This is a genomic window from Tritonibacter multivorans, from assembly GCF_001458415.1.
Taxonomy (GTDB): domain Bacteria; phylum Pseudomonadota; class Alphaproteobacteria; order Rhodobacterales; family Rhodobacteraceae; genus Epibacterium; species Epibacterium multivorans.
In genome coordinates this window covers 1-27,000 of record NZ_CYSD01000017.1, presented here as the reverse complement: position 1 = coordinate 27,000, position 27,000 = coordinate 1, and the positions used below count along the sequence as shown (strand labels likewise).

At 57.0% G+C, this 27,000-nt stretch carries 24 protein-coding genes and 1 rRNA gene; 19 read left to right on the top strand and 6 right to left on the bottom strand.

The features are described from left to right. Position 1: 1 nt before the first annotated feature. Genes TRM7557_RS05930 through TRM7557_RS05920 form a run of 3 tightly spaced genes read right to left on the bottom strand, consistent with a single transcriptional unit; the run spans position 2 to position 2,107 of the window. Positions 2 to 802, bottom strand: coding sequence for a metal ABC transporter permease (locus TRM7557_RS05930; RefSeq protein WP_058289303.1), 801 nt, complete (start codon positions 800 to 802; stop codon positions 2 to 4). Then, complete coding sequence (locus TRM7557_RS05925) at positions 799 to 1,620, bottom strand: metal ABC transporter ATP-binding protein (protein ID WP_082626523.1); 822 nt, start codon at positions 1,618 to 1,620, stop codon at positions 799 to 801. Before TRM7557_RS05925 ends, TRM7557_RS05930 begins: the two co-directional genes overlap by 4 nt. Positions 1,621 to 1,636: 16 nt before the next feature. Then, positions 1,637 to 2,107: a transcriptional repressor gene (locus TRM7557_RS05920; protein WP_058289302.1), complete on the bottom strand. Its 471-nt coding sequence runs from the start codon at positions 2,105 to 2,107 to the stop codon at positions 1,637 to 1,639. Between the two features lie 91 nt (positions 2,108 to 2,198). Here TRM7557_RS05920 and TRM7557_RS05915 point away from each other — a divergent pair, with 91 nt between their 5' ends. After that, positions 2,199 to 3,392 carry a zinc ABC transporter substrate-binding protein gene (locus TRM7557_RS05915; protein WP_058289301.1) on the top strand — a complete coding sequence of 398 codons (1,194 nt, stop codon included), beginning with the start codon at positions 2,199 to 2,201 and terminating at the stop codon, positions 3,390 to 3,392. Positions 3,393 to 3,487: 95 nt separating this feature from the next. Here TRM7557_RS05915 and TRM7557_RS05910 read toward each other — a convergent pair whose 3' ends face one another. Then, complete coding sequence (locus TRM7557_RS05910; RefSeq protein ID WP_058289300.1) at positions 3,488 to 4,408, bottom strand: LysR substrate-binding domain-containing protein; 921 nt, start codon at positions 4,406 to 4,408, stop codon at positions 3,488 to 3,490. Positions 4,409 to 4,499: 91 nt separating this feature from the next. On the opposite strand from TRM7557_RS05910, the gene TRM7557_RS05905 reads away from it, so the two are divergent. Genes TRM7557_RS05905 through TRM7557_RS05895 form a run of 3 tightly spaced genes read left to right on the top strand, consistent with a single transcriptional unit; the run spans position 4,500 to position 9,563 of the window. Next, positions 4,500 to 6,029 (top strand): trimethylamine methyltransferase family protein, encoded by a 1,530-nt coding sequence (locus TRM7557_RS05905; protein ID WP_058289299.1) that lies wholly within the window; start codon positions 4,500 to 4,502, stop codon positions 6,027 to 6,029. Positions 6,030 to 6,067: 38 nt separating this feature from the next. Then, the gene (locus tag TRM7557_RS05900; RefSeq protein ID WP_082626522.1) at positions 6,068 to 8,539 is read left to right on the top strand and encodes a GcvT family protein; all 2,472 of its coding nucleotides are present in this window, start codon (positions 6,068 to 6,070) and stop codon (positions 8,537 to 8,539) included. Positions 8,540 to 8,561: 22 nt separating this feature from the next. Next, the gene (locus TRM7557_RS05895; protein ID WP_165592415.1) at positions 8,562 to 9,563 is read left to right on the top strand and encodes a GlxA family transcriptional regulator; all 1,002 of its coding nucleotides are present in this window, start codon (positions 8,562 to 8,564) and stop codon (positions 9,561 to 9,563) included. Positions 9,564 to 9,639: 76 nt separating this feature from the next. Here TRM7557_RS05895 and TRM7557_RS05890 read toward each other — a convergent pair whose 3' ends face one another. Beyond that, complete coding sequence (locus TRM7557_RS05890; protein ID WP_058289298.1) at positions 9,640 to 12,093, bottom strand: GcvT family protein; 2,454 nt, start codon at positions 12,091 to 12,093, stop codon at positions 9,640 to 9,642. A 449-nt stretch (positions 12,094 to 12,542) separates the two neighbouring features. On the opposite strand from TRM7557_RS05890, the gene hisS reads away from it, so the two are divergent. Genes hisS through hisG form a run of 3 tightly spaced genes read left to right on the top strand, consistent with a single transcriptional unit; the run spans position 12,543 to position 15,894 of the window. Next, positions 12,543 to 14,105 carry a histidine--tRNA ligase gene (hisS, locus tag TRM7557_RS05885; protein WP_058289297.1) on the top strand — a complete coding sequence of 521 codons (1,563 nt, stop codon included), beginning with the start codon at positions 12,543 to 12,545 and terminating at the stop codon, positions 14,103 to 14,105. A 14-nt stretch (positions 14,106 to 14,119) separates the two neighbouring features. Next, on the top strand, positions 14,120 to 15,205 hold the full coding sequence (locus TRM7557_RS05880; RefSeq protein WP_058289296.1) for an ATP phosphoribosyltransferase regulatory subunit: 1,086 nt from the start codon (positions 14,120 to 14,122) through the stop codon (positions 15,203 to 15,205). Beyond that, positions 15,202 to 15,894, top strand: coding sequence for an ATP phosphoribosyltransferase (gene hisG, locus TRM7557_RS05875; RefSeq protein WP_058289295.1), 693 nt, complete (start codon positions 15,202 to 15,204; stop codon positions 15,892 to 15,894). Before TRM7557_RS05880 ends, hisG begins: the two co-directional genes overlap by 4 nt. A gap of 64 nt (positions 15,895 to 15,958) precedes the next feature. Here the strand turns inward: hisG and TRM7557_RS05870 are convergent, their stop codons facing one another. Then, positions 15,959 to 16,390: a DUF1489 family protein gene (locus TRM7557_RS05870; RefSeq protein WP_058289294.1), complete on the bottom strand. Its 432-nt coding sequence runs from the start codon at positions 16,388 to 16,390 to the stop codon at positions 15,959 to 15,961. A gap of 229 nt (positions 16,391 to 16,619) precedes the next feature. On the opposite strand from TRM7557_RS05870, the gene bioB reads away from it, so the two are divergent. The 12 genes from bioB to TRM7557_RS05810 form a co-directional block, all read left to right on the top strand. Continuing rightward, positions 16,620 to 17,582, top strand: coding sequence for a biotin synthase BioB (gene bioB / locus TRM7557_RS05865; protein ID WP_058289293.1), 963 nt, complete (start codon positions 16,620 to 16,622; stop codon positions 17,580 to 17,582). A gap of 745 nt (positions 17,583 to 18,327) precedes the next feature. Beyond that, positions 18,328 to 18,615 carry an STAS domain-containing protein gene (locus TRM7557_RS05860; RefSeq protein WP_058289292.1) on the top strand — a complete coding sequence of 96 codons (288 nt, stop codon included), beginning with the start codon at positions 18,328 to 18,330 and terminating at the stop codon, positions 18,613 to 18,615. Then, positions 18,612 to 18,986, top strand: coding sequence for a response regulator (locus TRM7557_RS05855; protein WP_058289291.1), 375 nt, complete (start codon positions 18,612 to 18,614; stop codon positions 18,984 to 18,986). The genes TRM7557_RS05860 and TRM7557_RS05855 overlap by 4 nt, the downstream gene beginning before the upstream one ends. 1 nt (position 18,987) lies before the next feature. Next, positions 18,988 to 21,171 carry a chemotaxis protein CheA gene (locus TRM7557_RS05850; protein ID WP_058289290.1) on the top strand — a complete coding sequence of 728 codons (2,184 nt, stop codon included), beginning with the start codon at positions 18,988 to 18,990 and terminating at the stop codon, positions 21,169 to 21,171. Further along, positions 21,155 to 21,640 (top strand): chemotaxis protein CheW, encoded by a 486-nt coding sequence (locus TRM7557_RS05845; RefSeq protein ID WP_058289289.1) that lies wholly within the window; start codon positions 21,155 to 21,157, stop codon positions 21,638 to 21,640. The genes TRM7557_RS05850 and TRM7557_RS05845 overlap by 17 nt, the downstream gene beginning before the upstream one ends. After that, a complete protein-coding gene (locus TRM7557_RS05840; protein ID WP_058289288.1) occupies positions 21,641 to 22,498 on the top strand; it encodes a CheR family methyltransferase in 858 nt (285 codons plus the stop codon). It begins immediately after the preceding gene. A gap of 42 nt (positions 22,499 to 22,540) precedes the next feature. After that, positions 22,541 to 22,927 (top strand): response regulator, encoded by a 387-nt coding sequence (locus tag TRM7557_RS05835; RefSeq protein WP_058289287.1) that lies wholly within the window; start codon positions 22,541 to 22,543, stop codon positions 22,925 to 22,927. A gap of 3 nt (positions 22,928 to 22,930) precedes the next feature. After that, on the top strand, positions 22,931 to 23,260 hold the full coding sequence (locus tag TRM7557_RS05830; RefSeq protein WP_058289286.1) for a hypothetical protein: 330 nt from the start codon (positions 22,931 to 22,933) through the stop codon (positions 23,258 to 23,260). A gap of 113 nt (positions 23,261 to 23,373) precedes the next feature. Continuing rightward, a complete protein-coding gene (modA, locus tag TRM7557_RS05825) occupies positions 23,374 to 24,144 on the top strand; it encodes a molybdate ABC transporter substrate-binding protein (RefSeq protein WP_110590864.1) in 771 nt (256 codons plus the stop codon). After that, positions 24,141 to 24,851, top strand: a complete 711-nt coding sequence (gene modB, locus TRM7557_RS05820; protein ID WP_058289284.1) for a molybdate ABC transporter permease subunit — start codon at positions 24,141 to 24,143, stop codon at positions 24,849 to 24,851. The genes modA and modB overlap by 4 nt, the downstream gene beginning before the upstream one ends. After that, entirely contained in the window at positions 24,844 to 25,962 is a 1,119-nt protein-coding gene (gene modC, locus TRM7557_RS05815) for a molybdenum ABC transporter ATP-binding protein (protein WP_058289315.1), read from the top strand. The genes modB and modC overlap by 8 nt, the downstream gene beginning before the upstream one ends. A gap of 890 nt (positions 25,963 to 26,852) precedes the next feature. Next, a 16S ribosomal RNA gene (locus TRM7557_RS05810) occupies positions 26,853 to 27,000 on the top strand; the annotation flags it as partial.

Below are 27,000 nucleotides of genomic sequence, written 5' to 3'. Positions count from 1 at the left end.
CTTAACGGCTGCGTTGCAGCAGCCGTGCAAAAGACGAAATGGCAAAGAACACCGTGCTGAGGCACACAATGCTGGGACCGGTGGGCGTGTCGAACTGGAACGACAATTGCAGCCCACCGATCACTGCGACCCCGCCAATCAGTGCGGCGACAACGGCCATTTGTTCCGGGGTGCGCGACAAAGATCGCGCCGTTGCGGCCGGAATTAGAAGCATCGCAGCGATCAGAAGAACGCCCACAACTTTGATTGCCACGGCAACCACGACGGCCAAAGCCAGGGTCAAAATCAACTGCTCGCGGCGGGGATTGATCCCTGCGGCCTGCGCCAGCTCCTGATTTAGGGTTGCGGTCAGAAGCGAAGACCAACGCCAGATCAGCAGGCCCAGAACCAAAGCTGCGCCCAACCAGATGACCACAAGATCAGCCCGCCCCACGGCGAGAATATCGCCGAACAAATAGGCCATGAGGTCGATGCGAACGCCGCGCAGAAAAGACACGGCCACCAAACCAAACGCCAAAGCAGAGTGCGCCAGAACACCCAGCAGGGTGTCCATCGCATAGCCTCGTCCTGACAGCGTCGAAACGGTTGTCGCCATAATGAGCGCACAGCACAGAACGCCGCCGAAGATAGATGTGTCAAACGCCAGCGCCAAAGCGACCCCAAGGATGGACGCATGTGCGGTCGCGTCGCCGAAATAAGCCATACGGCGCCATACGACAAAACACCCGAGCGGGGCCGCAGCAATGGCCACACCGAATCCAGCCAAAGCGGCGCGGATCAAGAAATCATCTAGAAGGGTCATGGATGTGTTTCGGTCTTAGTGGGCGCGCAGTCGGATTGCGCGCAATCAGGTGCACAGCCTGCTTGATCGTAGGCCGGTTGAGTGGTGTCTGGTAGATCATCGTGGTGATGGTCGTGTTCATGGCGATACAGGGCCAGCGCTCCATTGGTGCCGGCGCCAAAAAGGGCGCGATATTCTGGGGCCGTGGCCACATGGGCGGGCGCGCCCTCGCAACAGATATGCCCATTGAGGCAAATCACCCTGTCAGAGGCGGCCATCACCACATGCAAGTCATGGCTGACCATCAGAATCGCACATCCCATTTCGCGCCGGACGTCTTCGATCTGCCGGTAGAACGCGGCCGCGCCCGGTTGGTCCAGCCCCTGTGTGGCTTCGTCCAGGATCAGAAGGTCGGGTTTGCTCAGAAGCGCGCGGGCCAGGAGCACCCGCTGAAACTGGCCGCCGGACAATTCGGTCATTTGCCGCCCGGCAAGCCCAGACACGTTGGCCCGTGTCAGCGCTGCTTCGGCCATTGCATCGCTGATGCGATGCGGCAGTGACAGAAACCTGCGAACGGTCAGGGGCAGAGTGGGGTCGATATGCAGCTTTTGTGGCACATAACCAATGCTCAGACCCGCGGCGCGTTTGACAGTGCCTGTTGTCGCGGGAAGGGCACCGATTATGGCGCGCAACAAGGTGGATTTCCCGGATCCATTGGGACCGAGGATTGTCACGATCTCTCCGCGGTCGATGCGGAAATTCACGTCACGCAGGGCAGGGGTGCCAGAATGCGTTATGGTTGCGTTAGAGAGCGTAACAAGCCGTTCCGGTGCAGTCATCAGATCCGTCTCGCCTTTAGTCTTGGCATTTCGGGCACAGGCCTTCTGCCTCAACAACCGTACGTTCAATACGGAACCCAGCGTTGCGCGCGGCCTCGCCCAGCTGGCCCTGTTCGGGTTCGCGGTGCGCTTCGGTAATGGATTCACAGCTGCGGCAGATCATAAAGGCGGGGGTGTGTTCTTCGCCGGGATGAGAACAGGCCACAAAGGCATTCAGCCGTTCGATCTTGTGCGCAAATCCATTTTTCACCAGAAAATCGAGCGCGCGATAGGCCACAGGGGGCTGGGCAGAATGCCCTTCAGAGCGAAGGATATCCAGAATGTCATAAGCCCCAAGCGCCCGGTGATCCTGCAGAAGGATCTCCAGCACGCGGCGCCTGATCGGCGTGAACTGCAGTTTGTGGATGGCGCAATGGGCTTCAACCGCGGTCATCACATCGTTGACGCATTTGGAATGGTCGTGGTCTTCAAAGCTGTTGGTTGCCATGAGAACGCCTATCTGAGAGGGATCATTTCTTGATATGTTATGACATCCTCACTATCAAGCTCCATGGGTTATAACATTACGGAGTTTCCTGATGATCCGTGCTTCTCTTTTGTCTGGTGCAGCAGCAATTGCACTGGCATCCGCCGCACAGGCTGATGCACCTCGCGTTGTTACTGACATCGCACCTGTTCATGGCCTCGTCGCTCGGGTGATGCAGGGCGTTGGGGAACCCGAGCTGCTGGTTCCTGCTGGCGCCTCGCCGCATTCTTACGCCTTGAAACCAAGCCAAGCGGGCGCTCTTTCACAGGCAGATGCTGTTTTCTGGGTGGGGCATGAACTGGTGCCGTGGCTTGAAGGCAGCCTTGAGACGCTTGCGGTCGACGCGCATGTGACCGAACTGCTGGATGCACCGGGCACCAAAACCTTTGAATTCCGCGAAGGCGCAACATTTGAAGGCCATGACCATCACGACGACCATGGTCACGATGATCATGACGAACACGCGCATGGTGACCACGGCCACGACGATCATGACGAACACGCGCATGATGACCACGGCCACGACGATCATGACGAACACGCGCATGATGACCACGGCCACGACGATCATGACGAACACGCGCATGATGACCACGGCCACGACGATCATGACGAGCACGCACATGATGACCATGGCCACGACGATCATGATGAGCACGCGCATGATGACCATGGCCACGACGATCATGATGAGCACGCACATGATGACCACGAAGGGCACGATCATGATGGCGTAGATCCGCATGCGTGGTTGGCGCCGGAAAACGGCAAAGCATGGCTGTCTGCAATTGCGGAAGAACTGTCCGAAATCGACCCGGCCAATGCTGAAATCTACACCAGCAACGCGATCGAAGGCCAGGCTGAGATCGACGCCATGGTTGATGCGCTGCAAGCGGACCTGGGCCCCGTTCGCGACAATCACTTCGTGGTGTTCCACGACGCCTATCAGTACTTCGAACAGGCCTTTGACCTTGCCGCAGCCGGTTCGATCTCTCTTGGCGACGCCGCTGCACCAAGTGCTGCGCGGATCGCAGAGATCCAAGACGTCGTGAAGGATCTCGAGGTCACCTGCGTCTTCTCAGAGCCGCAGTACAACCCGGGTCTGGTGGCAACTGTTCTGGACGGCACCAATGCCAAAACTGCAGTGATTGACCCGCTTGGCACCGAAATTCCGCAGGGGCCGTCGTTTTACACGGCGCTGTTGACGGATCTCGGGCAGCGCATGGCGGCTTGTTTGACTAAATAAGGGACAACTCTCCCCTGGACAGACAGGTCCCCGAAAAACCATCTGTTGCAACCCCGTTCACCTGTTGGACGGGGTTTCTTTTTGAACAACAGCGCCTAGGCGCGCTTTTGCGGTTCATTGGCCACAGAGATAATCCAGTCCCTTACCAGTTCCGCCTGTGGCACCAATGGTTTGTTTTTCGACCAGGTCAGAAAAACGCCGTTCCCGGTTTTCCACGCCCATTCCCGGCGGGCCACCAGCAGGTTGCGCCTGATCAGGTTCTGGACAATGTGGTCCCAGCCAAAAGCAAACCCTTCGCCGGCAACAGCGGCCTGAAGCACCAAAGCATAATCGTTCAGACGAAGCCCTGCGCGGAACTCCCGGTCGCGAATGCCGTGGTGGGCAAACCACTGCTCCCAATTCGGGCGTTCGCGAATGGGTTCTTCCAGATGGATCAGCCGCTCGTTCATCAGGTTCGGGATTGACCGCAGATTGCGCGCCGCCTGCATCACCTGTGGACTGGCCACGGGCATGATCACCTCATCTGCGATTCGAGCGGTATGAACCCCAGGCCAGTTTCCATCCCCTAATCTTATGGCAAGGCTGATGTTTTCCAAATCAATATCCGGATCGCGGTCACTGATTTGCAGGCGCAGGTCAATGTCGGGATGGCGGTCGTGGAAGGCACGCATTTTTGGCATCATCCAATAATATGAAAATGCCGACGACATATTGAATGTCACATGGTCTGCAGTGCCCATCTGCCGGACCGCCCTTACAGAGGTGTCAATTTCGTCCAGGGCGCGGGAAACATCTGAAAATAAACGTTTTCCGGGTGTTGTTAGCTCTACCTTTCGGTGGCCGCGCACAAAGAGCGGCACGCCAAGCGCGTCTTCCAGCTGCTTGATGGCAGCGCTGACCGAAGGTTGCTGCATGTTCAGTTCTTCCGCCGCACGGGTGAAAGATCCCAAGCGCGCAGCCGCATCAAAGACAATCAGGTTTCGCGGAGAGTGAACGGATTTCCAAAACTTTCGCATAGTCTGTTTCTATCCAAATCATAGGGTTTTTCAAGGATCACGCCTGACTTCACGCTGGGTAATATCTGCCCATCAGGAGAGGAACCCACACATGGCCCGTCGCAGCAGATCGTCGCGAAGAACAAGCTCAGTCGAAACAGCCGTCCACGCTTCGCCGTTTATCCGTCGCGCGCTGCCCTATTTCGACGTTCTGGATGACGAACAACTGGAGAAGCTCGAAGCGCAGGTGGACTGGCTGCTGGAAAACGTGGGCATTGCCTTTCGGGATGACCCCGCCGCATTGGCAATTTGGCGGCAGGCCGGGGTCGAGCCCGGCGGAGAATACGGTGATCTGATCAAGGCGGACGCCAAATGGATCCGCGAACTTTGCGCAAAGGCGCCGTCGCAGTTCACCCAAATTGCGCGCAACCGGGATCGGGACGTCATTATTGGCGGTCGGCATCAAGTCTTTGCCCCCGTCTATGGGTCACCTTTTGTGCGCGACCTTGAAGGCGGGCGCCGCTATGCGACCTTTGATGATTTTCAGAAGCTGGTGAAGCTGACCTATATGCACCCGCATCTGCATCATGGAGGTTTTGTCGTGGCCGAGCCCACAGACATTGCGGTCAGCAAGCGTCACCTCGATATGGTCTATGCCCATATGACCCTGTCGGACAAACCGCACCTCGGCGCGATCACCGAAAAAGAACGTGCGCAGGATACGGTCGATATGGTCGAGATCCTCTTTGGTGCAGAGACCATGGCCAAGAACGTTTGCATTATGGCGAACGTCAACACCAACTCTCCTTTGCTTGTCGACAAGGTCGCCTCAGAAGCCATCCAGGTTTACTCTGCCCGTGGCCAGGCGATGGTGGTGACGCCGTTTATTCTGACGGGTGCGATGGGACCGGTGTCGACGGCCGCTTCGGTGGCGCAGGCCATGGCGGAAACCATGATCTGCTGTGCCTTTGCCCAATTGGTCCGTCCCGGCGCGCCATTTGTGATGGGGAACTTCCTGTCTTCGATGTCGCTGAAATCCGGAGCGCCGACCTTCGGGATGCCAGAGCCGGTTCTGTCCAATTATGTGATTGGTCAGCTGGCCCGTCGGATCGGGCTGCCGCTGCGCTGCGGGGGCTCGTTGACAGCGTCCAAAATCGAAGATTCTCAAGCCGCCTACGAAAGCGCGGACAGCATGCATTCCACCATGCTGGCGGGGTCGAATTTCACGCTGCATTCCGCGGGTTGGCTGGAAGGTGGTCTGGTGACCGGCTTTGAAAAGCTGATCATGGATGCAGATCGTCTGGGGTCATATCAGAAACTGTCTGGGCTGGGTCTCGAGACCGACGAAAACGCCTTTGCCCGCGACGCCTATGAGGAGGTGGAGCCGGGTGGTCATTTCCTTGGTACTGCGCACACGATGCGCAATTATCAGACAGCCTTTTATGAGCCCAAACTGACTGACAGTGAAAATGTCGAAAGCTGGGAAGAGGGCGGCGCATTGGACATGCGCCAGCGGGCTTACGCGCGGTGGAACAAGATGCTGGAGGCCTATGAGCCCCCGCCCATCGATATCGCCAAGAAAGAAGAACTCGCCGCCTATGTGGCACGGCGCAAAGAGGAAATTCCGGACGCCTGGTACTGATTTTACCAGATCCGAGATGTTTTGAGAAGGAAGAGACAATGTCTGAAAACACGGCCGGCACGGCCCTGAATATCCAAAAGGACGACAGCGCCAAGGGCAAGCCTCTGCCCAGCCACGTCAAATGCGCAATCATCGGCGGCGGCGTCGTTGGTTGTTCGATCCTGTTCCATCTGGCAAAGTTTGGCTGGAAAGACACCATCCTGCTGGAACGGGACGAGCTGACCTCGGGCTCTTCCTGGCACGCGGCCGGTCAAATCCATACGATCTCTTCCGATCCGAACATTTCGCGTCTGCAGTCTTACACCATCAACCTCTATAAAGAGATTGAAGAACTGTCCGGTCAGTCTGTTGGTCTGCACATGACCGGTGGTTTTTATCTGGCGTCGAACAAAACCTGGTACGACTACCTGAAGCGTGAACGCTCCAAAGCGCGTTACATGGGTCTTGATCAGGAATTCATCAGCCCCGAAGAAGTGGCAGAGCGTCACCCGCTGATCGACCCCAAGCACTATTATGCAGCGCTGTGGGATGATCAGGACGGCGACCTTGATCCGTCGGGCACGACTTACGCTTTTGCAAAAGCGGCGCGTCATTATGGCGGCCAATATTTCACCCACACGCCGGTTACCGGCACCAAAATGCGCCCCGATGGCCTGTGGGAAGTCACCACTGCCCGTGGCACCGTGATTGCCGAACATGTTGTGAACTGCGGCGGCCTCTGGGCGCGCGAAGTGGGTCATATGGCGGGTCTGGATCTGCCGGTTCAGCCGATGGAGCACCACTATCTGATCACCGACCGTATCGACGCAGTGGCCAACCACGGCTCGCGCCTGCCTGCCGGTATCGATTACGAGGCAAACATCTACTTCCGTCAGGAACGGGAAGGGATGCTCTTGGGCACGTACGAGCCCAAAGGGACCCCCTGGAAAGTCGGCGGCACGCCATGGAACTTTGGCCACGAACTGCTGCAAGCGGATCTGGAGCGCATCGCTGACCGTCTGGAAATGTCGTTCGAGCGGATCCCTGCGATTGGTGAAACTGGCATCAAAGACATTATCAACGGCCCCTTCACCTTTGGTCCCGATGGCAACCCGATGATTGGCCCGGTTCCGGGCATGCATAACTACTGGTGTGCCGTCGGCGTCATGGCCGGCTTCTGTCAAGGCGGCGGCGTGGGTCTGACCATGGCCGAATGGATGATCGACGGTGAACCCTCGATTGATGTCTGGGCGATGGACATTGCCCGTTTTGGCAATTGGGCGACGCCTGATTGGGGTACCGTGAAGTCCTGCGAAAACTACGAACGTCGTTTCGTCATGACCTTCCCGAACGAGACCCTGCCCAAGGGCCGCAAACAGCAGACCACCGCACTCTATGACCGGTTCGTCGAAAAAGGTGCGGTTATGGGCCAAGCCTTTGGTCTGGAACATGTTCTGTGGTTTGCAGACAACCCCGAGGACGCGCATGAAGAGCCGACGTTTGAACGCAACCGGTCCTTCGACTATGTCGCGCGCGAATGCGAGGCCGTACAGAATGCGGTCGGCGGGATCGAGCTGGCAAACTTTGCCAAGCACGAAATCAAAGGCCCTGGCGCGCGGGAATGGCTGAACAAAACCATGGCGGGTTTCGTCCCGAAACCCGGCCGGATCTCGCTGACGCCGATGCTGACCGAGAAGGGGCGCCTTTATGGTGATCTGACCATTGCCTGTCTGGACGACGAACACTTCATGCTGTTCGGCTCTGGCACCATGCAGGACGCGCACAGCCGTTTCTTTGCCAAAACCCTGCCCGAAGGTGTCACCCACACCAACCAGACCGAAGACTGGCATGGCATGGCAATCTCTGGTCCGAAGTCGCGTGATCTCTTGCAGAAAATCACCCGTCTGGACGTTTCGGCCGAGGCATTCAAATTCCGCGACAGCTGCAAGACGTTTGTTGGTGGTGTGCCGGTGATCCTGAACCGGATCTCCTTCTCGGGTGAGTTGGGCTATGAAATCTATTGTAAGCCACAATACCAGCTGCGTCTGGCCGAAGCGATTGAAGAGGCGGGTGCGGATCTGGGCTTCCAATGGTACGGCAACCGTGCCCTGATGAGCCTGCGTCTGGACAAAGGCTGGGGCGTGTGGACCACCGAATTCCGCCCTGACTTCAACGCGGTTGAATCCGGAATGGATGTCTTCATCAACTGGAAGAAAGACTTCGTTGGCAAAGACGCGACCCTCAAGTTCAAAGAAGAAGGGGTCGCCCGCAAGCTGGTGATGCTCACCATTGACACTGACATTGATGTGACGCTGGACGAAGCTGTTTTGAAAGACGGCGACGCGGTTGGCTATGTCACCTCGGGTGGCTATTCGCACCGCTCCAAGCAATCCATGGCAATGGCATATGTCGCCACAGAAAGCGCGGACGCAGGTACCAAGCTGCAAGTGGAAATCCTGGGTGAGTTCTACGACGCAGAAGTTCTCGGTGGTCCGATTTATGACCCCGAAGGCGCCAATATGCGCGCCTAAGATGAAAGGTTCGGGGGTTACCATGAACATTTCCTTCCGCATGCCCCTCGAACAGGATCAGCCGAGCACCGCCTCGGCTGATCCCAAGAGATATGTGATCCTGCTGTTGGACTCCTTTTCGGCATTCGATCTGGTTTCGGTGATCGAACCTCTCAAAGATGCCAATCGGATGGACCGAACCCAGCGCTACACTTGGCACGTGCTAAGCGAAGACGGCGCAGCTTGTCGCGCATCCAACGGCATGGAGGTTCAGGTCGAAGGTGGTCTGGACGCTTTGCAGAAGCGCGACACGCTTATTGTTTTGGGCGGCGACAATTTCCAAAGCACCGCAACCCTACGCGTTATGGCTTGGCTGCGGCGGCAAGCCCGCAACGGGCTCCATCTTGGAGCAATCAGCGGCGCTGTCTTTGCGCTTGCCAAGGCGGGTGTGCTGCATGGCAGTGAGGTTTCAACCCATTGGACCTACCGCAATATGCTGCGCGAAACGTTCAATGACCTCGACGTTCAACGCACGATCTATCAGCTTGGCCCCAATCAGTTCACCTGCGCGGGGGGGCTTGCCACCTTGGATCTGATGCTTCAACTGATCCGCCGGGATTATGATGATGATGTGGCGACCTGGGTTGCCGACAATCTGGTTTGTTCGATGCCCCGCACAGGAGACCATGAGCAAACCTTTTCTCAGACGACGCGGACCGGGGAACGCAACACCAAGCTTGCCCGCGCAATCCAGATCATGGAAGCCACGCTCGAAGCGCCGATCAGCCCCAATGCGATCGCGCAGCAGATCAACATTTCGACCCGTCAGCTTGAGCGGCTGTTTGCGAAATATCTGAACGTAACCCCCAAAGGGCATTATATCCGGTTACGTCTGGAAAACGCGCGTCTGCTGTTGCTGCAGACCGATATGAAAACCATCGAGGTCGCCTTGGCCTGTGGGTTCAATGGGGCGAGCCATTTTTCGAAGCTTTACAAAAAACAGTTCGGCCTCACACCAAGCCAAGAACGGGGGTTCGGTGCCTAGGGCGTGACCTCTGTTTGTTTAACAAAAAAGCCTCCGGAGACCTCCGGAGGCTTTTTCTTTTTAGATGGCCAATGGCTTAGGCGCGCATATTTGCGCCATTGGCGTCATAAAGCGGCGCACCTTGCACTTCAGCGTCGTAGAACTGACCCAGAAGTTCCACTTCCATCTTGGTGCCCGGCTCTACATGCGCGATGTCCACATAGGCCATGGCTACGGATTTCTGCGTGTGATGTGCAAAGCCACCCGAAGAGATATAGCCAATCGCTTCGCCGTCTTTCATCACCGCTTCATCCCCGGTTACGTCGATGGTGTCGCTGTCGATCACCAGGGTCACCAGCTTGCGCGAGATGCCTTCTTCTTTGATCTTGAGCGAGGCTTCTTTGCCGACGAAGTCCTTCTTCCAGTTCACAAAGACATCCATGCCTGCTTCAAACACGTTGAAGTCAGGACGGTAATCGGTGGACCAGACACCCCAGCCTTTTTCCAGACGCAGGGACAGAAGCGCGCGCGCGCCGTACCATTTGTAGCCCAGATCTGCGCCAGCCTTCTCGATCGAGGTGGCCAGTTGCAGCAGGTACTGCGGCTTACAGTAGATCTCGTAGCCCAGTTCGCCCGAGAAGGAGATCCGGTTCAAGATCACCGGCACGCCGCCCACATAGGTCTGGCGCAGGTCGCGGAATTTAAACGCCTCGGCCGAGACATCATCACGGGTGATGCGCTGCAGCAGCTCGCGGGATTTCGGACCCGACAGCGCCATGCCGTGCCAGTCGTCAGAGACGTTTTCGTAAGACACGCCGCTTTCCGGCAGTTTGCTTTCGAAATACCGGCGGTGGCCTTCCTGAACGGCCCCAGAGCCGAACAGGATGAAGTGATCCTCTGCCAGGCAAGCGACGGTCAGGTCACCGATCAGGCGGCCTTTTTCCGACAGCATCGGGGTCAGGGTCAGGCGGCCCGGTTTTGGCACGTAACCCGCCAGCAGATCGTTCAGATAGGCGCGGGTGCCTTCACCTTTGAATTCATGCTTGGCGAAGTTGGCGATCTCAATCCCGCCGACGGCTTCACGAACGGCTTTGACTTCGCGCGCCACATAGTCATGCGACCGGTTGCGTTCGAACGTGGGTTCTTCATGTGCGTTGTCGGCGGTCTCGGCGAACCACTGTGCGTTCTCCAAGCCAAAGCCCTGCTCCATCACGGCGCCTTTGGCCATCAGGCGGTCGTACAAAGCAGTGGTTTTCTGCATACGGCCTGCGGGCAGGGTCTCGTTCGGGAAGGTCATCACGAAACGACGTTCGTAGTTTTCGGACGATTTGATGGTGCCCCAGTCGGGGGTTGCGTATTCGCCGTAACGCGCCACATCCATGGCCCAGACGTCGATGGAGGTCTCACCATCCATCATCCATTCTGCCATGGTCAGGCCGACGCCGCCACCCTGGCAGAAGCCTGCCATGACGCCAACGGCGACCCAGTAGTTCTTCATGCCCGGAACCGGACCGATCATCGGGTTGCCGTCGGGGCCAAAGGTGAAGGGGCCGTTGATTACGTCTTTGATGCCTGCTTCTGCCATCAGGGGCAGGCGTTCAAAGGCGGTTTCCAGACGGTCGGCCACACGGTCCAGGTCGGGCGGCAGCAGTTCGTGGCCAAAGTCCCAAGGCGTGCCTTCGACCTTCCAGGGGGTTGCCTGTGCCTCATAGGTGCCAAGCAGCATGCCCTGACCTTCTTGGCGGCAGTAGACGTTGGCCTCAAAGTCGATCCCGTGCGGCAGCTGTTTGCCAAAGTTGGCAACCGCATCCATCTTTTCCGTGATCAGATAGTGGTGCTCCATCGGCTGAACCGGCAGCTGCACGCCGGCCATATGGCCAACCTCACGCGCCCAGAGGCCACCGCAGTTCACCACCTGCTCGGCGTTGATCACACCTTTGGGGGTGGTGATGTCCCAGCTGCCATCGGGGCGCTGCACCATGGAGGTGGCACCGCAGTGGGTGAAATATTTCGCACCATGCACCTTTGCCGCCTTGGCAAAGGCATAGGTCGCGCCGGACGGATCAAGGTGCCCATCCTGTTCGTCCCACAGAACCGCGTGGTAGTGGTCCGGGTCGATCAGCGGGTGACGCTCGGCCAGTTCTTTGGGCGAGATGAATTCCTGATGCAGGCCCATATAACGCGCTTTGGAGCGCTCGCGCTTCAGGTAGTCGTACCATTCTTTGGTGGAGGCTGCGTAAAAGCCGCCCGTGACATGCAGGCCAACGGACTGACCGGACAGCTCCTCGATCTCTTTATAGAGGTTGATGGTATAGGACTGCAGACGCGAGATGTTCGGGTCCGAGGAAATGGTGTGAATGCCACCTGCTGCGTGCCAGCTGGAGCCCGAGGTCAGCTCGTCACGTTCCAGCAGAACGACGTCTTTCCAACCGAATTTGGCGAGGTGGAACAGGATCGAACACCCGACAACGCCACCGCCCACAATGACAACCTTGGCGTGGGACGGCAGCTGCTTGCCGACGGTGCTTTCTTCTCTAACAATCTCAGGCATCGAGGCCTCCTGAAGGGTGTGCTGTGCGAGAGGGAGAACGCGCACAGCCCAGAACTGCAAATTTGATTGAGTGGGCGGGGAATCGGCCCCGGTTCCAACTCAGGCCTCCTACTTCGTTAGTTTCGCGCGCGATCTCTACGCCTCGTTGCGGCGCAAAAAGCACGTAAGCGACATTCACGTTTGGTCGTACGACAGGAGTGCAATTTTCTGCAGGGGACGTGGCACAGGCTGCTTATTGTGCGATCGGTTGCGGTCACATTCGGTGGATGGGGCAGGGTGGCGGATCGGAATTCTCCCAAACGCAGTGCTTTCAGCCGTGCGTTTCGCAAACTCATCGTTAAAGTCGCCTTTGTACCCTATATCTCACGCGAATCGGGCGCGCGGCTTGCTGTTGAGCGCGCCTTGGGCTAGACGCTCGGGCGATACCAACCACCCGCGAGGAGGCCACAATGGCCAAAGCCAAGAAACAGCCCCGCCCCAAGGCAGTGACGCCCAAGGGCTTCCGTGACTATTTTGGTGAAGAGGTGACCCAACGCAGCCATATGCTGGGTCAGATCGCGGATGTGTATCATCATTACGGCTTTGACGCGCTCGAGTCCTCGGCTGTTGAGACGGTTGAGGCGCTTGGCAAATTCCTTCCGGACGTGGACCGTCCGAATGAGGGCGTGTTTGCGTGGCAGGAAGCCGACGAGAATGACAAGGGCGATTGGATGGCCCTGCGCTATGATCTGACCGCGCCCTTGGCACGTGTTTATGCGCAGCACCGCAATGACCTGCCCAGCCCCTATCGCCGCTATGCGATGGGTCCGGTCTGGCGCAATGAAAAACCCGGCCCCGGTCGGTACCGCCAGTTTTATCAGTGTGACGCAGATACTGTTGGCACCGCGTCGATGGCAGCCGATGCAGAGATCTGCATGATGCTGTCTGACACGCTGGAGCGTGTGGGCATTCCGCGCGGCGACTATCTGGTGCGTGTGAACAACCGCAAGGTTCTCAATGGCGTGCTCGAAGCGATGGGTCTTGCCGAGGACGACCCCAAGCGCGACGACGTGCTGCGCACCATCGACAAGTTTGACAAGGTGGGCGAAGCGGGCGTGCGCGAGCTGCTGACCAAGGGGCGTCTGGATGCGTCGGGTGCCTTTATTGACGGTGTGGGTCTGGGCGATGCTCAGGCCGATCCGGTGATTGCTTTCCTGACATCCAAAGCGGCGGATGTCGCGGGCACCATGGCGAACCTGCACAATGCGGTTGGCGACAGCAAAGTGGGTGTCGAAGGCATCAATGAGCTGGAGCAGATCGGCGAACTGCTGGCCGCTGGCGGTTACGGTGACGATCAGGTGCTGATCGACCCGTCCATTGTGCGCGGCCTTGGCTATTACACCGGTCCGGTGTTCGAGGCAGAGCTGACCTTTGAGATCCTCGATGAAAAGGGTCGCAAGCGTCAGTTTGGATCTGTATCCGGCGGTGGTCGTTACGACGGTCTGGTCAAACGCTTCACCGGTCAGGAAGTGCCAGCTGTTGGTGTGTCGATCGGTGTCGACCGCCTGCTGGCCGCGCTGCGTGAAAAGGGCCGCCTTGCCGCGACCCCGACCGGTCCTGTGGTTGTTACCGTCATGGACCGTGCGCGTATGGCAGATTATCAGGCGATGGTCGCAGAACTGCGCAATGCAGGCATTCGCGCTGAAGTCTATCTTGGCAACCCCAAGAACTTTGGCAACCAGCTGAAATATGCAGACAAGCGCAACTCTCCCATCGCGGTCATTGAAGGCGGCGAAGAAAAAGAGCGTGGCGTGGTGCAGATCAAGGATCTTCGCGTTGGAACTCTGGTATCGCAAAGTTCCTCCGACAATCAGAAATGGGCAGAGAACTTGCAGCAAAAGACTGTTGATCGTTCTTCTCTCGTTTCGAGTGTTTCTGAAATGTTGAAGCGCGGCAGCCCAAGGCTCGATGCAGAGGGAAATATTGTTGACGCGTCGGGCTCGCTCTTGCTTCCAAAAGAATACCTTCTGTGAGGTGTAAGCCTATTATGTCTAGTAGTTTCAAATCCATTGAACGCGCGGCCCTGCTGCGCCAGCGGTTCGAAATCGCCGGCGGGCAGGTGGTGGAAACACCGATGCTGCAGCCTGCTGGCACCTTGCTGGATCTTTATGGCGAGGACATCCGTGCCCGCGCCTATGTGACCTCGGACGCTCTGCGTGGTGAGCAGATGCTGCGCCCAGACTTCACCGTGCCAGTGGTGCAGCAGCACATGGCGGGCGGGGCAGAGCCCGCACGTTATACCTATGCGGGCGAAGTGTTCCGTCGTCAGGAACATGACCCGGATCGCGCCAATGAATATGTGCAGGTCGGCTACGAAGTTTTTGACCGCGCCGATGCCGCCGAGGCAGATGCCGAGGTTTTTGCGCTGTTCCAACTGCAACTGCGTGGCCTGCCGCTGCGCGCGGCAACTGGGGACATTGGCATTCTGATGGCTGCGGTGGATGGTCTGTCCACGACCGATATGCGCAAATCAGCGCTGCGACGTCATATCTGGCGTCCGCGCCGGTTCCGCGCGCTGCTGGATCGCTTTGCGGGCCGGGTTGAGATGCCCGAAAGCCGCAAAGCCCTTCTCGCCGGTGAGGTTGACACCTCTGCGCCTGCGATCGGCAAACGCCGGATCGCCGAAGTCGAGGCGCGCATTGCCGCGCTGAAGGCGGATGCAGAAGCTGCGCCGATCGCGGACAATGAGCTGAACGCATTGGAAACCCTGATGGCGGTGCGCGAAACGCTGCCGTTTGCCCTTGAGCAGATGCGCGATATCGCGGTGGACCTGCCGTCGATCCTGCCGGCACTGGACCGGTTGCAAGCGCGCGTCGCTGCGCTGCGCGCCCGTGGTATTGATGTGGACTCTCTTGATTTTGAGGCCTCATACGGCCGCACCTCGATGGAGTATTACGACGGTTTTGTCTTTGGCTTTTACGCCGAACGTCGCCCGGATCTGCCGCCCGTGGCAACTGGTGGTCGCTATGACGCGCTGACGCGCCAATTGGGGCAGGGGGGAGAGATCCCGGCCGTGGGTGGTGTGATCCGTCCCGACCTGATCCTCACCCTCGAAGCGGAGGAAAACGCATGACCCTGAAGCTTGGTGTGCCGTCCAAAGGGCGGCTGATGGAAAAGACGTTCGACTGGTTTGCTAAACGGGGACTGCAGCTGAGCCGTACCGGTTCGGAACGCGAATATGCAGGCGCGGTTGAGGGCATCGATGGGGTGGAGCTGGTGCTGCTGTCGGCAGGCGAAATCCCGCGCGAGCTGGCGGCTGGGAACATTCACCTTGGCGTCACGGGCACTGATTTGGTGCATGAAAAACTGGCGCGTTGGGAGCAGGAAGTCGAAGAAGTCGCCGAGATGGGCTTTGGCTTTGCGGATCTGATTCTGGCGGTTCCGACCTGCTGGGTCGATGTGGAAACACTGGAAGATCTGGATGCCGTGGCCGCCGCATTCCGTGCCGAACACGGGCACCGCCTGCGGGTGGCAACCAAATACCACCGTCTGGTGCGCGAATTCCTGACCGATGCGGGCGTTGCGGATTATCAACTGGTGGACAGCCAGGGCGCGACCGAAGGTACGGTCAAGAACGAGACCGCGGAAATGGTGGCGGACATCACCTCCACAGGCGAAACCTTGCGGGCCAATCACTTGAAAATCCTTGGCGATGGTCTGGTGCTGAAGTCACAAGCCACGTTGTGGCGCAGCCGTGTTGCCCCTTATTCCGATGCGGAGAAGGCGACACTGAAAGAACTGCGGGACAAGATTGTGTCCTGAGCGATTTGAGAGGAAACTCGGAAAGCCCCGTACTTGTGTTGCGGGGCTTTTACATTGTAGGGGACTACAAAATCCCTATGTCAGACAGCGCTTTGGCCAGGGCCTCTGGCAGCGGGGTTTCTGATGCGCGATTTTCACTCAGATCTGCCGGGCTTTCTTCGGGCTTGAGGTAGCGCCAGCCTTGAAACGGGCGTCTGGGCGCAATTTGCGTGCGATAGATTTTGCGATCCAGCGCAATGGCGCAGCGGCGAATGCCCGCGTCATCGGTGACGGGCTGCAGGGCCAGGATTTTCTGGCGGCACTGGATTTCGCCCTTGATCACCCAATAGATCGACCCACCGGCCAGAAGCTCTGCTTCGCGCTTGGGCCACATGCGGGTTATGTGGCGCGGCAGCCCATCGGCAAACCGCATGCGGAATTCATTCTGCCAGTCTTGCAAGCTTTCGACGCTTTCCGATCCGACAGAGAGTTTGACGAGATTCACATAATTGGTCACAGGATGTCCGGGCAATCAGTTCATGTCATGGATGGGTGATTGTAGCGTCTGCGCTCGTAGGAGCAAGAGAGTGCGTGGGTCACTGCGCATTCTGCACCATCCCCATTTTGCTGTGACTCTTTTTGACCTCAGCAGGACTTGCTCTTGGACTTTTAGAGTTTCGAGTTGTGGAATCATAGATAATCTATGAACGTGCCTTTTATTTCAAACCGGATAGGTACGTAAATTCATGTCAGATCCCGCTTCTTCCTGGTCCCGTGACGCTGCACAGGCGATATATGAAACGCCCTTGATGGATCTGTTGTTTCGCGCGCAGACCGTGCACCGCAGAAACTTCGATCCCAACACGGTGCAAACCTCCAAACTCCTGTCGATCAAAACGGGGGGCTGCGCGGAAGATTGCGCCTATTGCTCTCAGTCGGCGCGCAATGGGTCACAATTGTCAGCGTCAAAACTGATCGAAGTGGAGCGCGTCATTACAGAGGCCCGTAAGGCAAAACAGGGCGGTGCAACGCGGTTTTGTATGGGAGCCGCCTGGCGGGAACCCAAAGACCGCGACATGGATGCCCTTGTAGCAATGGTGGAAGGTGTGCGTGCACTGGGGATGGAAACCTGCATGACGCTGGGCATGTTGGACGACTCTCAGGTGCTGCGTCTGCGGGATGCGGGGTTGGACTACTACAACCACAACATCGATACCTCTGAACGCTACTATTCCGAAGTCATTACAACCCGGACCTTTGCCGATCGCATAAATACCATGAACCGGGTGCAGGACGCAGGGATCAAAGTCTGTTCTGGCGGGATTCTTGGCATGGGGGAGGCTGCGCAGGATCGAGTCGACATGCTGGTCACGCTGGCCAATATGCGCCCTGCGCCAGAGTCGGTGCCAATTAATATGCTGATGCCGCAAGAGGGCACGCCATTGGCAGACGCGCGCCCCATTGATCCCATCGAGTTTGTCCGCGCAATCGCCACAGCGCGCATCTTGATGCCAAAGTCATATGTGCGTCTGTCTGCGGGCCGAAGCGAGATGAGCACTGAACTACAGGCCATGTGCTTTTTTGCCGGCGCAAACTCTGTGTTTGTTGGCGACACGCTTCTTACGGCTGAAAATCCGGAAGAAGACAGTGATGCCATTCTGTTTGAAAAACTGGGCCTCCAAGCAGAAACCTCAGCGTCCCTTTCCTAACGTGGCTTGGGCGCGCGGGACCAAACCGGCCGCCAAGACTCTGGCCCCCTTGCGGTCCAGAGTTCTAGGCGGAGGATTCGAGCCGCAAATGCTGGCCAAAGCGGCAATAGGTGTGACGTGCTGCGCGAGTCCAAGATTTTCGGAATCGGTTGGCGCCGCAATGGACGGATTCGGCTATTGCTGTCCTCCCTCGCGGCAGCTTGAGCGGCGAAAAAAAATTCCAGCCAATGTTTGTGGCCGTTAGGGTGACAATCGCGAGCGCTGTCTTTGTGGACCCTGAGCCGACCTCAGTCGTGACCTTGGGCGCGTTACACCTTTCGCTGCGACAAACAGTTGGTTGCTTGGAAACTGAATTTTCGGACTGGGCGTGGAGCCCTGTCGCAGGGCTTTGTCTCGTCGGTTCGATGTTTTCGAAAAACACATAAATAGTTCAATGATATAACAGATTTTTCGGGGCGCTTGCGGCGACGCTTTGGGGCAGCTGCCTTCTGCAAAATGGGACCTGAATCAGCAGGAGTGCACAGGGCCATCACGGGTGGCGACCGTCAGTTGAGAACGCCCGACAGGCATATATGCGAATGCCACCCCGCAGCCTCCTTTTGAAAAGCTTCCCTGTGAGCGCGTTTATCGGCACGACTTTTCCATTCGAGTTGCGTGCGGAAATCAAATGTTAAGTCCCGGCGCCTAAGACTTTTCCCATCGAAGTCCAATCCAATCGCCGAATACGGGGGTGCGAATCGCGAAAATGTCCACTGAAACGCTGAAGCATAATCTCGACCTACCCAATGCCTTCGCGGATCTAGACCCACTGATCGCTTTCTTGACCTCTTCCCGTGAGAAGGCGGTCGAAATTGATTGCGGCAATGTGACGGTCTTGCCGTCCCGCTGCCTGCAGCTCCTGCTGGGCGCTGAACAACAATGGCGTTCCGAGGGTTTGGGTTTCTCGGTCACCAATATCAATGAGGGCTGCCGCAAGTCCCTCACTCTCCTGGGCTTGGAACCCTCCCGATTTGAAGACGAGGAAACAGCATGAAAACCAAAGTTCTGGCAATCGACGATTCCCGCACCATCCGGAATCTGCTGGCGGCTACTCTTGAAGAAGCCGGATTTGAATACCACTGCGCCGTTGATGGCCGCGAAGGTGTTGATATGTATGCGGGCGTTGCCCCGGATGTCGTAATCACCGACATCAATATGCCGAACCTCGATGGGTTTGGCGTCATTGAAGAGCTGCGTGGCACGGACATCAATTCCAAGGTTCCGATCCTGGTTCTGACCACCGAAAGCGCACCCGAGATGAAAGCACGTGCCCGTGATGCAGGTGCGACCGGCTGGATCACCAAGCCGTTTGACGATCAGTCTCTGATCTTTGCTCTGAAACGTGTAACGGGGGCCGTCGCCTAAGATGTCTGGGTCTATCCAAGATACATTCTTTGAGGAGTGCGAAGAGCTCCTTGAAGCAATGGACGAGGGTCTGACCGCTGTCGAAGGAGGCGATCACGATCCTGAAATTGTGAACGCGGTTTTCCGCGCAGTTCACTCCATTAAGGGTGGCGCGGGAGCATTTGGATTGGACGAACTGGTGGGCTTTGCCCACAAGTTTGAAACAGTCTTTGATGAAGTGCGTTCCAACAAAGTTCAGCTGGATACAAAACTGATCCAGCTGCTGCTGCGCTGCTCTGACCACCTTGCCGATCTGGTTGCTGTCGCCCGCGACGGTGGCAGCACGGACGAGGAACACCACGACACGCTGATCGCGGGTCTGGAGGAATACCTCGACGAGGAAGAAGAAGAACTCACATTCGAGCCGATGGGCCTTGGTGGTCCTGCTGCTCCGCCTCCTTTGGCGATTGAATCGGAGAAGAACTACACGATCCGGTTTCAGCCGCTGAAAGAGATGTTTGGCACCGGCAACGAACCTTTCTTTCTTTTCCAGGCACTGAGTGAACTGGGTGATTTGAAAGTTGTGCTCGATGAAAGCGAGCTGCCTGGTTTTGACTCGATGGACATGGCCGAAAGCTATTTGGCCTGGGATCTGGAGCTGACGTCCAGTGAGCCCCAGTCGCGTGTCGAGGCTGTGTTCGAATTCGTCGAAGGGCTGTGCGAGCTGTCCATCGCGTCGGACAAAGATGATGAGGAAGAGGCTGCGGCCCTGGAAGCGCTTAATGCCGCTTTCGGAGCAGACGCAGGTCCGCTTGGTTCCGGTCTTCCGGAGGTCACCCCTCCTGCGGCGGCTCCGGCGGAGGCACCAGAAACGGATACATCCGGCCCTTTTGAGGCGCCGGCCCCCGCAGAGGAGGTGAAGGTGGCAGAAGCAGAACCGGTTGAACAGGCCGAAGCAGCAAGTCCCGAAGCCGCCAAAAAGGAGCAACGCGGACCAAAGCCGACCCTGCGTGTTGAGCTTGAGCGGGTGGACCGGTTGATCAACGCGGTCGGCGAGCTGATCATCAACCATTCGATGTTGGCGCAGCAAATCGCGAACCTGAATGCGGGTGATATGCGGGACGTGGAAACGGAACTCGAAGGGTTCAAAAACCTCGCGCGTGACATCCAAGAAGGTGTTATGGCCATTCGTGCGCAGCCGGTAAAGCCGCTGTTCCAGCGCATGGCTCGGATTGTTCGCGAAGCCTCTTCGGCGACCGAAAAGCAAGCAAAGCTGATCAACGAAGGTGAAAACACCGAAGTTGATAAAACAGTGATCGAACGGCTGTCGGATCCGTTGACCCACATTCTGCGAAATGCGGTCGACCATGGTCTTGAAAAGCCAGAAGATCGCGAGGCAGCCGGGAAATCGCGCGTGGGCGAAATCCGACTGTCTGCATCGCATCGCTCTGGCAGCGTTTGTATCGAGATCAAGGATGATGGCGCCGGTATCAACCGACCCAAAGTCAAACAGATCGCGATCGAGAAGGGGCTTATTCCTGAAAACGCTGAGCTCACAGACAGCGAAATCGACAACCTTCTGTTCTTGCCTGGTTTCTCCACTGCGAAGGAGGTTTCCAACCTCTCTGGTCGTGGCGTGGGTATGGATGTGGTGAAGAATGCGGTGACCGGACTGGGTGGTCGTATCAGCATTACCTCCACACCGGGCAAAGGCTCCACGTTTACAATTATTCTGCCTCTGACACTGGCTGTCATGGATGGAATGGTTGTGTCGGTTGGCGGTCAGACCATGGTTGTGCCCATTACCTCCATTGTGGAGACAATGCGGGGCAGCGATGACATGATTAACAGCTTGGGTGCCGATGGAACCCTGTTGTCCATTCGCGGCAATTTTGTCCCAATCTGCGATGTCGCAGGGGCTTTGGGGCTGATGAAGCCGGATGACCAACCGCCGGGTGTCTATCTTCTCGTGGAAACCGAGACAGGTCAGCGCAGCGCGCTGGCAGTGGATGATATCCACGACCAACGCCAAGTGGTGATCAAGAGCCTTGATGGCGTTTGCGGAAACATCCCCGGTGTCGCAGCTGCGACAATCTTGGGGGACGGTAAGATCGCCATGATCCTTGATCCTGAAAGCATTATCTCGGCTGGCGGAACTGCCGGCTTTGACACAGAGCGGAGAATGAGCAATGCAATCGCAAGCTGAAGTCAACATGCCTGACCAGGAGGTCAAACACGCGCTGCAGAGCGAATTCGTGAGCTTCACGGTCGCAGGTCAAGCGTTCTGTCTGAAGATCACGCAAATCCGGGAAATCCGTCGATGGTCGCCGGTCACGATCCTGCCGCATGCGCCTGCCGATGTGCTGGGTGTGATGAACCTGCGGGGCGCAGTTATCCCGATTTATGACCTGTCCGCGCGTTTCGGCCTGCAGCAGACCGAAGCAAGTGAACGGAATGTCGTGATCGTCGTAGCCGTGCATGGCAAGCCGGTTGGCCTTCTGGCCGAATCCGTATCCGAGATCATTTCCATTAACCCGGAAGAGATCCAGGAAACACCGCAGGTCGATAGTCGCAGCACCATGGAGTACATCCAAGGGATCATCAGTCACGATGACACCATGGTTCGTATCATCAACCTTGATGCAGTTATTTCCGCACCGGAACAGGTTATCTAAGTGACAATATCGCCTAACATAGACCCAAGGGGCGATGGCTTTACCCTGTCTGATCAGGATTTTGAGGCCATTGCGTCTTTCGCCTACAAGCACTTTGGTTTGGCGATGTCCTCCAGTAAGAAGCCTCTGGTGTCGTCCCGCCTGTCCAGAAAATTGCGCAAGCAGAACATCACGGTGTTCAAGGACTACCTCAAGAGCTTGGACGGACCCAACGCGGAAGCTGAGCGCAGCGAACTGCTGTCTCTTCTGACCACCAATGTGACGCAGTTCTTCCGGGAACCGCATCACTTTGAAACCCTGCGCAATGATGTTTTGCCGCCGCTGATTGCTCAGGCAAAACGCGGGGGGCGGGTGCGGATCTGGTCTGCAGGATGTTCCATTGGGCAGGAGCCTTACACCATTGCATCGGTGCTGCACGATCTGTGCCCTGATGCGGAAAAGATGGATATCAAAATTCTTGGGACTGATATCGATCCGGTGGTGGTTCAAAAGGCGCAAGCCGCTGAATACCCGCGCGAAGATTTCGACGGGGTTCCGAAACAAAGTCGCTTCAATCTGGAGCCCGGGTCGCGTCCTGATATGGCCCGTGTTCCACAGCATCTGCGTGCGAAGTGTACTTTCGGTGTTTTGAACCTGATCCAGCCGTTTCCTTTCAATGGGAAATTTGATGCCATCTTTTGCCGAAATGTCGCGATCTATTTCGATAATCCGACCCAGCAGAAAGTGTGGCAGGCCTTCCAGCGTGTGCTTAACCCAGGTGGTTACCTCTTCATCGGCCATTCAGAGCGAATGTCAGGACCTGCTTCTCAATTCCTGACACCGGCCGGTATCACCACTTATGTCAATTCTCCCAACTGAAGCAGTCCTGCAGATGTGGGTAGCCAAACAAGGAACTAAAAAATGGGCTTGAAAGATTCTCTGCGTGTGATGGTTGTTGACGACATGTCGACTAGCCGAGGCATCCTGACGCAATGTCTTGATGAGCTTGGCATCAAAAACTACATGGTCGACAGCAGTGGCCAGGGCGCATACCAAAAACTGATGCAGACGCCAGTTCACCTGGTGCTGTCGGACTATAACATGCCGGGCATGGATGGCCTGGGCCTGTTGCAGGCGCTGCGTTCGAACCAATCGACACAGCGCGTGGGCTTTATTCTTGTGACCGGAAAACCGACACAGGAAATGATCGATACTGGTCGCAAACTTGGTCTGAACAACATCATTCGCAAGCCGTTTACAGTAGCGTCCATGCAGCAAGCCATCGAGCAAGTGGTGGGGCGTCTGTAAAACATGGCAGAGGGACACACAAAACCGCTTGATACTGTATATGCCAATTCGGCCCGCGAAATGCGCCAGTTGCAGGCGCAAGTGCGTGTCCTTGAGGACTCTGTGCTTGATATCATCGAGCGCCAGTCCCGGCCGACCAGTGAAGAGATCAAGAAATTACAGGATTTCGATCTGATCTGGCAAACGCTTGGCGGGTTGTCGATCTTTTTCGATAATCTGCGAGAGCAAGTGACGACGACAGATATCACGGATATCGACCGAGCAACGTCTTCGGTCACATTGCAAAAACTACGTGATCGCCTGCGGGAACGTGGCGAAATGTTCGAAATGTAGCACACAAAGCGTCGGCCAATTGGTCGGCGCTTTTCCATTTTTCTCACGGACCGTACACCGCTTGCTGGTACAAAGCCCGTTCGGCGCTTAAATAGTTCTAGTCTTGACGAAGATTGGATGATCGCGTGCCGCCCTACCTGAAAACACTATTGATGGCCCTAAGTGTTTGCGCCTTTGTGCCGACCCGATTGATGGCGGAGGTAAAGGTTTTTGCGGCCGCGAGTTTGAAGGGTGTCCTTGAAGAGGTCGTGGATGTCTACGCTACAGCGACCGACATTCGTATTTCTTACGGAAGCTCGGCCACAATGGCGCGCCAGATCGGTCTGGGTGCACCTGCAGATTTGTTCATTTCTGCAAATCAGCTTTGGATGGACGATCTGGACCGCAAGGGCAAACTTGTTTCAGACAGTCAGACGCCGCTTCTGGGCAATGGCCTTGTGTTGGTCTCTGGACGCGATCAGGTGCCAATTGAAGAATGGGCCAGCTTGCCAGACCGACTCCTTGGAAACAAATTGGTGCTGGCGCAGGTCAACGCTGTTCCGGCTGGTATCTACGCCAAAGAAGCCCTGCAGGCCGTTGGTGTGTGGGACGCCGTTGCGCAAAACATCGTGCAATCGGACAATGTGCGCAGTGCCTTGTCGTTTGCTGCGACGGGCGCGGTGAAATATGCGGTCGTCTACGAAACCGATGCACTAGCAGAACAACGGGTGCATGTGGTTGGTCGCTTTCCGGAGGGATCCCATTCGCCTATACGATACCCTGCGGCGATGATTTCAGGTCGCAACAATGCTCAGGCCGAAGACTTCCTGGCCTTTTTGAAGGGCCCCATCGCAGCCAGTGTCTTTGTTGCCCACGGTTTTACTGTCCTCGAGGATGTCCAGTGAGCTGGCTCAGTGAGACAGAGATGCTGGCGGTGAGCCTGTCGCTGAAGGTGGCTTTCTGGGCCACGCTTTGTGCGTTTCCAATTGGTTTGCTTGTTGCATTCGTTCTGGCGCGCCGCAGTTTTCCGGGCAAACAGCTCCTCAATGGTCTGGTCCATCTTCCACTCATTTTGCCGCCCGTTGTCACAGGGTATATTTTGCTGGTTGTGTTTGGCCCCTTGGGTTTTGCCGGTCGCCTGCTTGAGGCGGTTGGATTGGGGGTGGCCTTTAGATGGCAGGGGGCTGCTCTTGCGGCCGGGATCATGGGCTTTCCGCTGCTTGTGCGGGCCCTTCGTCTGTCGATCGAGTCGGTAGATCAGCGGTTGGAACAGGCTGCAGCGACACTGGGCGCATCGCGGATGTGGGTTTTCCTGACTGTCACGCTGCCTCTCATTCTGCCGGGCATAATCACGGGAGTGCTCCTGTGTTTTGCAAAAGCCATGGGGGAATTCGGTGCGACCATCACGTTTGTGGCCAATATTCCGGGCGAAACCCAAACCTTGCCTTCAGCGATTTATGCGGCTTTGCAGGTCCCCGGAGGCGAAGCGCCCGCGATGCGTCTTGTTGTGATGTCCACCAGCGTTGCATTGTTCGCGCTCTTCTGTTCGGAGTTTCTGGCGCGCCGGGTCGCGCGCAAGATCGGGGGCGAGGGATTTAACCGTGGTGTTTGAGGTCGAGCTTCGTCATCGCCAAGGGGCCTTTGATCTGGATGCTTCCTTTGCGGCGCCAGCTGGGGTGACGGTGTTGTTTGGCCGATCGGGGTCCGGCAAGTCGACCGTTATCAAAAGTGTTGCAGGGCTGCTTCCGCCGGATCAGGGTCGAATTGCTCTGGGTGGGCGCGTGGTCTTTGATCGTCAGCGGGGCGTCAACATACCGCCACACAAGCGGCGCGTGGGCTATGTGTTTCAGGACGGGCTTTTGTTTCCGCATTTGAATGTGCGTCAGAACTTGAAATACGGTCAGCGGTTTGCGCCACGGCACACGCGATTTGAAGGTTTCGACAAGATCGTACACATGCTCGGCCTTGATGCGTTGTTGGACCGCTTTCCGGGCCAATTGTCGGGCGGTGAAAAGCAACGCGTTGCGATTGGCCGGGCGTTGCTCTCCGGACCCGAGGTTCTTCTGGCGGACGAGCCGCTGTCGGCGCTGGATGACCCGCGCAAAGCGGAGATCCTGCCCTATTTCGAACGAATGCGTGATGAGCTGCAAATTCCGATACTCTATGTCAGTCACTCGCCGGACGAAGTGGCCAGGCTGGCAACAACCATTGTTGTGCTCGAACGCGGCAAAATTCTGCGAACGGGTCCTGCAGACGATGTGCTGGCGGATGCAGATGTGACGCCAGTGGGCATCCGCGGTGCGGGCGCGTTGATCCGTGCTGCGGTGGTGTCTCATCACGAGGATGGTTTGACCGAATTGGTGGCAGGTGGCCAAACGCTTTTTGTTCCAAAGGTGAGCGGGCGCATTGGCGCACAGCTGAGGCTGCGTGTGGCGGCCCATGATGTGGTGATTGCACTGTCGCGACCGGAGGGTCTATCGACTCTGAATATTGTGCCCGCCCAGATCCAGTCCGTCCGGGCAGGCGATGGGCCTGCTGTCCTTCTGAAGCTGAAGACGCCGGCCGGGGATCTTTTGGCACGGGTCACAAAGCGGTCTGCACAAGCACTTGCCCTGGTACAGGGAACAGCCTGCTATGCGGTCATCAAATCTGTATCGATCGATCCTTTTGATGTGAACGTTACTGCGGAAAAGCATCCTTTGCCCCCGATTAGCAAGGGATAGTGTTTCAAACTTGGCCTTGCCTCCTTCCGGGCTGGGCCGGTTGTCTTGGTCTTTAGGGCAGCGCAGGACGCGCTGCCCTATTTGATAAGGCGGCACATGGAGGTTTTGCCGGGATTCTTTTCAATGATTCCACTGTCCGCCTGTGGGTAAGTTGGGTCTCCCTGTGGGTAAGTGGGGGTCTGTCTGCATTGGCGCTGTTTGCGATGGGAGGGATGGTAGTTTTTTAGCGCGTTTGACGAACGGGGTTGGGCTGTAGATCTTTGTTTTTCTAGGTTTTTGGAAGAAAGTTTGCGTTTTTGTGCAAAAACCGCTTGCGGCTATTGGGGTATAACCTTAGAACCCCCTTCACCGGCGGCGCTGAGGCGCTACGGGGCGCGGCGGCGACGCTGCACTGGCCGCAAGGCGGACACATCGGAGAGACGGTGATGACGGGTCGGAAAGACGATCGTGACGGCAGGAAAGACTGCAGACGCTCAGGAGAGACTGGGGCATCTTTGATGTATGGCAGGCGGTGCGCTGAGAGATTGGCGTTACGGTCCTGTTTTTGACCTCTGGAGGTCGGCGTTGAAGGTGTTGCTCTTTGACATTGTTGGATGACTGAAGAGATATGTGGGCGGTTTGGTTCATTTCGATGGATCAACGTCTGTACATATCGCGCTCTTAGAGGCCTTAGGGTTTCGATGATAGAGTGTCAGCTTCACTGTCTTGTTCGGCTTCGGTTTCTTTTGAAACCAAGCACAAACAGACAGAGAAATATGAATGTTCGTTTCGAGTTCCTAGCCGGGTTCGAAGCCGTGCTATGCGAGGCCCGTCCTCAAGTGGCGAAAGCGGTAGGACATTCAAAAATGTGCAGAGGTTCGAACGTCAAGGATATGCTTGTAAGAGCATTTCAACTTGAGAGTTTGATCCTGGCTCAGAACGAACGCTGGCGGCAGGCCTAACACATGCAAGTCGAGCGCACCTTCGGGTGAGCGGCGGACGGGTTAGTAACGCGTGGGAACGTGCCCAGATCTGCGGAATAGCCACTGGAAACGGTGA

Bases quoted from the DNA above. Each gene is read 5' to 3' on its own strand.
- TRM7557_RS05930 (WP_058289303.1), bottom strand. From the start codon at position 802: ATGACCCTTCTAGATGATTTCTTGATCCGCGCCGCTTTGGCTGGATTC.
- TRM7557_RS05925 (WP_082626523.1), bottom strand. From the start codon at position 1,620: ATGACTGCACCGGAACGGCTTGTTACGCTCTCTAACGCAACCATAACG.
- TRM7557_RS05920 (WP_058289302.1), bottom strand. From the start codon at position 2,107: ATGGCAACCAACAGCTTTGAAGACCACGACCATTCCAAATGCGTCAAC.
- TRM7557_RS05915 (WP_058289301.1), top strand. From the start codon at position 2,199: ATGATCCGTGCTTCTCTTTTGTCTGGTGCAGCAGCAATTGCACTGGCA.
- TRM7557_RS05910 (WP_058289300.1), bottom strand. From the start codon at position 4,408: ATGCGAAAGTTTTGGAAATCCGTTCACTCTCCGCGAAACCTGATTGTC.
- TRM7557_RS05905 (WP_058289299.1), top strand. From the start codon at position 4,500: ATGGCCCGTCGCAGCAGATCGTCGCGAAGAACAAGCTCAGTCGAAACA.
- TRM7557_RS05900 (WP_082626522.1), top strand. From the start codon at position 6,068: ATGTCTGAAAACACGGCCGGCACGGCCCTGAATATCCAAAAGGACGAC.
- TRM7557_RS05895 (WP_165592415.1), top strand. From the start codon at position 8,562: ATGAACATTTCCTTCCGCATGCCCCTCGAACAGGATCAGCCGAGCACC.
- TRM7557_RS05890 (WP_058289298.1), bottom strand. From the start codon at position 12,093: ATGCCTGAGATTGTTAGAGAAGAAAGCACCGTCGGCAAGCAGCTGCCG.
- hisS (WP_058289297.1), top strand. From the start codon at position 12,543: ATGGCCAAAGCCAAGAAACAGCCCCGCCCCAAGGCAGTGACGCCCAAG.
- TRM7557_RS05880 (WP_058289296.1), top strand. From the start codon at position 14,120: ATGTCTAGTAGTTTCAAATCCATTGAACGCGCGGCCCTGCTGCGCCAG.
- hisG (WP_058289295.1), top strand. From the start codon at position 15,202: ATGACCCTGAAGCTTGGTGTGCCGTCCAAAGGGCGGCTGATGGAAAAG.
- bioB (WP_058289293.1), top strand. From the start codon at position 16,620: ATGTCAGATCCCGCTTCTTCCTGGTCCCGTGACGCTGCACAGGCGATA.
- TRM7557_RS05860 (WP_058289292.1), top strand. From the start codon at position 18,328: ATGTCCACTGAAACGCTGAAGCATAATCTCGACCTACCCAATGCCTTC.
- TRM7557_RS05855 (WP_058289291.1), top strand. From the start codon at position 18,612: ATGAAAACCAAAGTTCTGGCAATCGACGATTCCCGCACCATCCGGAAT.
- TRM7557_RS05850 (WP_058289290.1), top strand. From the start codon at position 18,988: ATGTCTGGGTCTATCCAAGATACATTCTTTGAGGAGTGCGAAGAGCTC.
- TRM7557_RS05845 (WP_058289289.1), top strand. From the start codon at position 21,155: ATGCAATCGCAAGCTGAAGTCAACATGCCTGACCAGGAGGTCAAACAC.
- TRM7557_RS05835 (WP_058289287.1), top strand. From the start codon at position 22,541: ATGGGCTTGAAAGATTCTCTGCGTGTGATGGTTGTTGACGACATGTCG.
- TRM7557_RS05830 (WP_058289286.1), top strand. From the start codon at position 22,931: ATGGCAGAGGGACACACAAAACCGCTTGATACTGTATATGCCAATTCG.